This is a genomic window from Micromonospora mangrovicola (genome assembly GCF_047200535.1).
GTDB lineage: Bacteria > Actinomycetota > Actinomycetes > Mycobacteriales > Micromonosporaceae > Micromonospora.
The window spans coordinates 1-6,799 of sequence record NZ_JBJZOG010000180.1 but is presented as its reverse complement, the minus strand read 5'-3'; the positions used below and the strand labels follow the sequence as shown (position 1 = coordinate 6,799).

Below are 6,799 nucleotides of genomic sequence, written 5' to 3'. Positions count from 1 at the left end.
CATCGCCGGCGGCGGCCCGGTCATCCCAATCTGACGGCGAGCACGCTGTGCACCGGTCAACGCGGCCAGCTCACCATCTCCGGCATTACGCAAGTTCTCCGGATCCGCACATCTGGTGCCTCCTGTCGTCGCGCCTTGACCTTCCCCTGGCCGAAGGGTTCAGTCAGGTACGGGTAGAGCCGTGCGGGCCAGTCGGTGAGGCGTGATGCCACCGGGGCCGTTGCTAGGAGGGCTGTGATGACCGCGGCAGCAGATCGCGCAGCAGGGGTCCGGGTGGCTGTTGAGCTTCGTTCGGTGCCGGACTGTCCGAACCTCGCGCCGGCTCGGCATGAGCTGCGCGCGGCGCTGGCCGACGTCGGTCTGCCCCTCGCGGTGGTCACCGAGGTCGTGGGGGACTACCTGTCTCCGTCGATCCTGGTCAACGGTGTGGACGTGATGGGCGGCATCGGCGACGGTTCGGCCGCCTGTCGCTTGGATCTCCCCACTGGCGAGCGCATCCGCGCTGCCCTGCGCCAAGCGGTAGGCGCCGGACTCGCCACCGCTGTGACGGAGCAGAGCCGGGTGGATTGCTGCGCGCAGCCGGGCAATGCGATCCGGACAGATCGGCCCCGCCGCGCCGAGCAGCTCCCCGACAGCCTTCGGCAGGTGCATCGAGCGATCCTGCGTCACTTTGCCGCCACCGGGGGTGCCCCCACTGACGCCGACATCCGCGTTGGCGCCGGCACGGCGGACCTGGACACCGCGAAGGCGCTGCGGGAGCTTGCCCGGGAAGATCTTGTCGCCGTCGACAGCGCCGGGCGTCTGGTCGCGGCCTACCCGTTCTCGCCAACGCCGACGCCGCACCGGGTGTCATTCGGCGATGTCGAGGTGTTCGCGATGTGTGCCATCGACGCGTTGGGCATGCCGTTCATGCTCGGCACCGACGCGGCAATCGCCTCCGTCGATCCGCACACCGGCCGATCGGTCCGCGTGGCCATCACCAACGGTGCCGCCACCTTCCAGCCGGTGGAAGCGGTGGTCGTGTACGCGGCCACCGGAGACGCTGGTCGCTCCGTGGACACCTGCTGCTCCACCATCAACTTCTTCACGAGCGCATCCAGCGCTCAGGCATGGATCAACGCCCACCCCAACCTGGCCGCCACGGTGCTCGACCAGGACCAGGCCGTCACTCTAGGCCGCGACATCTTCGAACCGCTGCTCGCCCGCCACTCTCCATCGTTGCGCCAACGCCATCGATACACCGGTTGAACCAGTACCCGGCCACCGTCAGTTAGCGGGCAGGCAGCCGTGTTGATCTGTCCTGGCCATGGCAACGGCCGGATGAGCGAGGGTCGGCCCGCCCAACGGGTCACCGGGCGGACGGGCAGCGCCGGCGGGTTGGTCAGGCGGTGGGGCGCAGTTCGGTGAGGAGCTTCTCCACCCGGGGGCTCCGTTGCATTGAGCGTTGGCAAGATCGAGGCAGACTCGGGTGGTGAAGTCGTCGCCTCGTCCCCGCCCGTGTCTACCGCTGAAGCCTACGTTCGCCGGGTTCAGGTTTCCGCCCGAGGTGATCGTCCTGGCGGTGCGCTGGTACCTGCGGTTCGATCTGTCCTTTCGCGATGTGGAGGAGTTGCTGGTGGAGCGCGGAGTCGAGGTGGACCACGTCACCGTGTACCGGTGGGTGCGACGGTTCACGCCACTGCTGGCCGACGCGGCCCGGTTCGCCCGGCACTCGCCGGGCGACAGGTGGTTCGGCGACGAGACGTACGTGAAAGTCAAACGGCGTCTGGCGGTACGTGTGCCGGGCGGTCGACCAGCATGGGCAGGTCATCGACGTGCTCGTCTCGCAGCGTCGAGACGCTGCGGCTGCCCGCAGGTTCTTCCGACGGGCCTTGAAGGTCTTGAAGGTGAAGCCCGCCGAGGTGGTCACCGACGCCGCCGCGGTCTACCCGTCTGTTCTGGATGAGCTGATCCCGTCGGCGTGGCATCACGTGGAGCAGTACGCCAACAATCAGGTCGAGGCCGACCACAGCCAGCTCAAGCACCGGCTGCGACCGATGCGGGGCCTGCGCACAGACACCACTGCGCAGATCATCATCGCCGGGCACGCCTTCGTCCAGAATGTTCGCCGCGGCCATTACGAACTCGCCATCGACGTCCCGCCTGCCCGGCGGGTCGCCGCAGCGTTCACCGAACTCGTCCACGCGATCTGATCCCGAGCCACAACCCAAGATCCACCATGCCCGTCGATCCCGTAACGCAACAGCGCCCAAAAAGCGCCTGGCGGGTTAGATACCCACCAGGCGCTGGCAAAGTATGCGACGAACCGAAGGTTGCAACCCGGTGAGGCTAGCACGGGTGCCTCGCATGTTCTTCGCTGTCAGCGGTGACCGCGCCGGCTACCAACCCGCGTGCCGGAAGAGAACGCCGCCGCGCCCCGTGTCGCGGACGTGGTTTTCGCGGCACTCGCCCGACGACCTTCCGAGCCTCTTCCGCGCGCTGCGCTGACGGTCGATCCGCCCGCCGCCGTGCGCGGATCCGGGCGCCGCTTGGCGCTGTGGCCTCGTCCGTGATGCGGTGCCGTCGCCGCTACGGGAGGCGTCACGAAGCGGCGCTCGCCCGGGGCGAGTTCGGTGAGCAGCGAGTCACCGGGCCCAAGCCGGGTGATCGTCGGGTTGATGCCGGCCTGGCGGGTGAGGTCGCGCACGTCGGTGACCTGGTCGTCGGTCATCAGGGTGACGACGGTGCCGCTCGCTCCGGCACGCGCGGTCCGCCCCGAGCGGTGCAGGTATGCCTTGTGCTCGGCGGGCGGGTCGGCGTGGATCACGAGAGCTACATCGTCGACGTGGATACCGCGCGCCGCGATGTCGGTCGCGACAAGCGTGCGGGCGTCGCCGGCAGAGAACGCCGCCAAATTGCGGGTACGGGCGTTTTGCGCCAGGTTGCCGTGCAGCTCCACGGCGGGCACTCCCGAAGCGACCAGTTGACTGGTCAGCTTCTTGGCGCCCCGCTTGGTGCGGGTGAATACGAGCGTGCGACCCGGGGCGGCCGTCAGGTCGATCAGGACGGGGAGCCGGTCATCGTGACGCACCCGGAGCACGTGGTGGGTCATCGCGGCGACCGGGGACATCGCCGAGTCGACGCTGTGGGTGACTGGGTTGGAGAGATACCGCCGCACGACGACGTCGACGCCCGCATCGAGCGTCGCCGAGAACAGCAGCCGCTGGGAGCGGGGCGGTGTCCTGTCGAGGAGTCGCCGTACGACCGGCAGGAAGCCCAGGTCGGCCATGTGGTCCGCCTCGTCGAGCACCGTGACCTCGACGGCGTCGAGGATCGCGTCGCCGGTCGAAACGTGGTCGGCGAGCCGGCCGGGACAGGCGATGAGGATATCGACCCCGGCACGCAGTGCACCGACCTGTGGCCGCGCGCTCACCCCACCGAAGATCGTCAGTGTCCGCAGCGACAGCGCGGTGGCCAGCGGTGCGATCGTCGCTTCGATCTGGGTCGCCAGCTCGCGAGTAGGCGCCAGGATGAGCGAGCGCGGGCGGCCGGGCAGCCGCGGAGACGTGGCGGCCGAGAGCCGGGCGAGGACCGGGAGAGCGAAGGCGTATGTCTTGCCCGATCCCGTCCTGCCACGACCCAGCACGTCGCGTCCGGCGAGTGAATCCGGGAGCGTCGCGGCCTGGATCGGGAACGGCGTGCTGATGCCCGCCTGCTCGAGCGCGGCGACCAGGCGGCCGGGCACGCCGAGGTCGGCGAAGGATGTGGCTGGGACAAGGGGTGTCTTGCTGGGGCGGCGTGCCGCCATGGGAGTCTCCGAACGTGGAAGGGGTCGCCCTGCACGGCGCTGACCGATTGGTCGCGGCGCGTGGTGGTCGACATCAGATGCAGGCCGTGGTCGGAACCGGCGGACTGGTTGATCAATCTACCCGCACCCGGGCCAGTCCGTACACGATTGGCTTGTTGGGTTAGGGTTCGACGGGCCGAGCGAAACGGGTCCGCCCTCGGCGGGCGGCCGCGATGCGCACACCGTTCATTTTCCGCACCTGGCTTGCATGTGCGAGCGGGTGAATCGCGCGTTGGCGCGCAAACTTGGAGCAGCTCTTGACTGATGTAACCGCGCATGACTCGAATTTGTTCCGTGAAGCATCGGGAGCAGATGCGCCTTTCGACCACACACCTGCCGTCGACGTGAGTTCGGCTGCGATGACCCGCCTGCGCACCCCGTTCCGTGTCGAGGGGGACGCCGACCGGAAGCCGACGACCGAGCCCATTGCCGGTCATTAGCCTCGGCCCTTCGTCAAGGGCCGTCCCGCTCCTTGATCGAAATGAAGGAAGTGCCCTCTGATCTGGGATGATCTGGCTTGTCGAAGGCCCTGATCGCCCGTCTCGGAAGGCACTTGCCAGGTGAAGAGTACCGGAGCACGCCCGAAGATCATGGTGAGCGGCGACGGGAGGGGCGTGGTCGGTCACGCCGGGGCCCGGTTACTGGCCGATCTCGCGGACGCCACCGGCCTGACCAGCGCGTTCAGCGAGACCTTGGCCGGGCTGCGACAGCGGCGGGGCGGCCACGACCCGGGCCGGATCGCGGTCGACCTCGCGGTGATGATCGCCGACGGCGGTGAGGCGATCGCGGACCTGGCGGTGTTGCGGGATCAGGCGGACCTGTTCGGTGCGGTGGCCTCGGACCCGACCGCCTGGCGGCTGTTGTCGGCGTTGGACGGTGAGATGCTCGCCGCGCTGGGCGCGGCCCGGGCCCATGCTCGCCAGGTGGCTTGGGCGCAGGCGGCGGAGACCCGTGGTGGGCTGCCCTCGGTGACGGCGGCCGGGCAGCAGGTGCCCGGCCTGGTCCTGGACCTGGACGCCTCGATCGTGATCTGCCATTCGGAGAAGGAGTCCGCCACCCGCACGTGGAAAAAGACCTTCGGCTACCACCCGCTGTTCTGCTTCCTGGACAACACCAGGGAGGCCCTCGCCGGGCTGCTGCGCGAGGGCCGGGCCGGGTCGAACACCACCGCCGACCACATCCAGGTGCTCGACGCCGCCCTGGCGCAGATCCCGGACGTGCACCGGCATGGCACCCCGATCCTCATCCGCAGTGACTCGGCCGGCTGCACGCAGGGGTTCCTGGCTCGCATCCGCAGCCTGCGCACCCAGCACCTGGACACCTCTTTCTCCGTCGGTGTCGCGATCACCGAGCCGGTCCGCGACGCGATCCGGCACGCCACCGACTGGATCCCTGCCCTCAACGCAGACGGCGAACCGCGCGACGGCGCCGAGATCTGCGAACTGACCGGCCTGATCCCGGACGACGGCTACCCGGCCGGAACCCGGTTCATCGCCCGCCGGGAACGCCCCCACCCCGGCGCGCAACTGTCCCTGTTCGACACCATCGAGGGCATGCGCCACCAGGTGATGGCCACCGACACCCCACCCGGCCACGGCAGCATCCAATTCCTGGAGGCCCGCCATCGCGGCCACGCCCGCGTCGAGGACCGCATCCGCACCGGCAAGGACACCGGCTTCGGCCGCTTCCCGTCCCGAGTGTTCGCCATCAACGCCGCCTGGCTGCAACTCGCACTGACCGGCATCGACCTGCTCGCCTGGACCCAAACGCTGCTGCTCGACGGCGACCTCGCCGCCGCCGAACCCAAGAAGCTGCGCTACCGGCTGCTACACGTCGCCGCCCGAATCACCCGCTCGGCCAGACGCACCCGACTACGCATCGCCGCAGGCTGGCCCTGGACCACCGAGATCGTCACCGCCTTCAGCAATCTCGCCGCGCTGCCACAACCGATCACCTGACACGCGATCCCACAGCCCGACAAGCGACCCCTGGAGGACCCCGGCCACCGCGTCGGGCCAGCGGCACGCCCGCGAACCCAATCTCAACCGCGAAGATCAACTGACCAGATCACGGCCTTGATCAACAGCTAGCGAAAGACCGAGGTTAGGCATCACGACGCCACGGAGCCCAGTCGGTAAGGGCTACCACGCGTGTCGGTTCGACGCGTCGCAGGTATCGACGTCCTGTGCAGGTGGATCAGCACGTCTCCACGACTGCACCACCAAATGGGGCGGTGGCGGTGGACCGCCGCTCGGCCTCGCCCGCGTACGTTGTCGCGTCGGCCATTCCGATCAACGTGTCCCCGTCGAGGGTGCTGCCGCGACCCGCGACGGCCGCACCCATCGTGACCCCGGTCGGGTGGTCGCCCCAGTGCAACAGCGCACGGTGTAGGCGCCGCCCGTCTCGGTGCCGGTGATGAGAGTCGGACAGCTCATGACATGACCTGCTTGGGGTCTGACTGGATGGCTGGGAGGTACGTGCGCCGGAGGCGGTCGAACGTGGTCGCCGTCGGCGCGCTGTTGAATCGCTTCGATCGGTCCGTGGATGTTTTCGCCGGACATCTGCTCAAAGGCATACGTGGCGTCGCGAAGGCGGCGCTCCGCGGATGCGTCCTGTTCTGGCCCGGTCAGGTCTCCCAACTCTCGTCCACAATTTGTGGGTTTCCCGATCACACTGACCGTCTTTTCAAGATCACTATGGTTCGTCTCTCCGCAGTGCTATACGGTCAGCAGGTGAGAATCGAGCGTCACTGGTGGAACGGGGACCGGAGTCCGCGGGGGCGTCGCGACGTCTACATCCGCACCGACGGCCAGCGATGGGAAGTAGAGGCACAGACCGGCGGCATCGCAGGCCGGTCGAAGCTACACCCCTGTCCGAGTCGGGCGTCGGCACAGATCCTCGCCAACGCATGGCTGGGTGGTCGTCCCGAGTGGCGGGAACTCGCGACCTGACAGTGGACGCGCGCGCGGCCTC

The 6,799-nt window shown here is 68.7% G+C and carries 3 protein-coding genes and 1 pseudogene; 3 read left to right on the top strand and 1 reads right to left on the bottom strand.

Translation table 11 applies throughout. The annotated features are described in order from the left end of the window. The first annotated feature begins 237 nt into the window (after nucleotides 1-237). Both ACL02O_RS33275 and ACL02O_RS33270 read left to right on the top strand, forming a co-directional pair. Nucleotides 238-1,248, top strand: a complete 1,011-nt coding sequence (locus tag ACL02O_RS33275; protein ID WP_412822152.1) for an alkylmercury lyase family protein — start codon at nucleotides 238-240, stop codon at nucleotides 1,246-1,248. A gap of 259 nt (nucleotides 1,249-1,507) precedes the next feature. Next, nucleotides 1,508-2,192 (top strand): annotated as a pseudogene (locus ACL02O_RS33270) (IS6 family transposase). Nucleotides 2,193-2,359: 167 nt separating this feature from the next. Here ACL02O_RS33270 and ACL02O_RS33265 read toward each other — a convergent pair. Continuing rightward, nucleotides 2,360-3,787 carry a DEAD/DEAH box helicase gene (locus ACL02O_RS33265; RefSeq protein ID WP_412822151.1) on the bottom strand — a complete coding sequence of 476 codons (1,428 nt, stop codon included), beginning with the start codon at nucleotides 3,785-3,787 and terminating at the stop codon, nucleotides 2,360-2,362. Between the two features lie 599 nt (nucleotides 3,788-4,386). Between ACL02O_RS33265 and ACL02O_RS33260 the strand changes: the two genes are divergently transcribed. After that, nucleotides 4,387-5,784 (top strand): IS1380 family transposase, encoded by a 1,398-nt coding sequence (locus tag ACL02O_RS33260; protein WP_412822150.1) that lies wholly within the window; start codon nucleotides 4,387-4,389, stop codon nucleotides 5,782-5,784. Nucleotides 5,785-6,799: the final 1,015 nt, after the last annotated feature.

Coding starts and splice junctions, on each gene's coding strand:
- ACL02O_RS33265 (WP_412822151.1), bottom strand. CDS start 3,787: ATGGCGGCACGCCGCCCCAGCAAGACACCCCTTGTCCCAGCCACATCC.
- ACL02O_RS33275 (WP_412822152.1), top strand. CDS start 238: ATGACCGCGGCAGCAGATCGCGCAGCAGGGGTCCGGGTGGCTGTTGAG.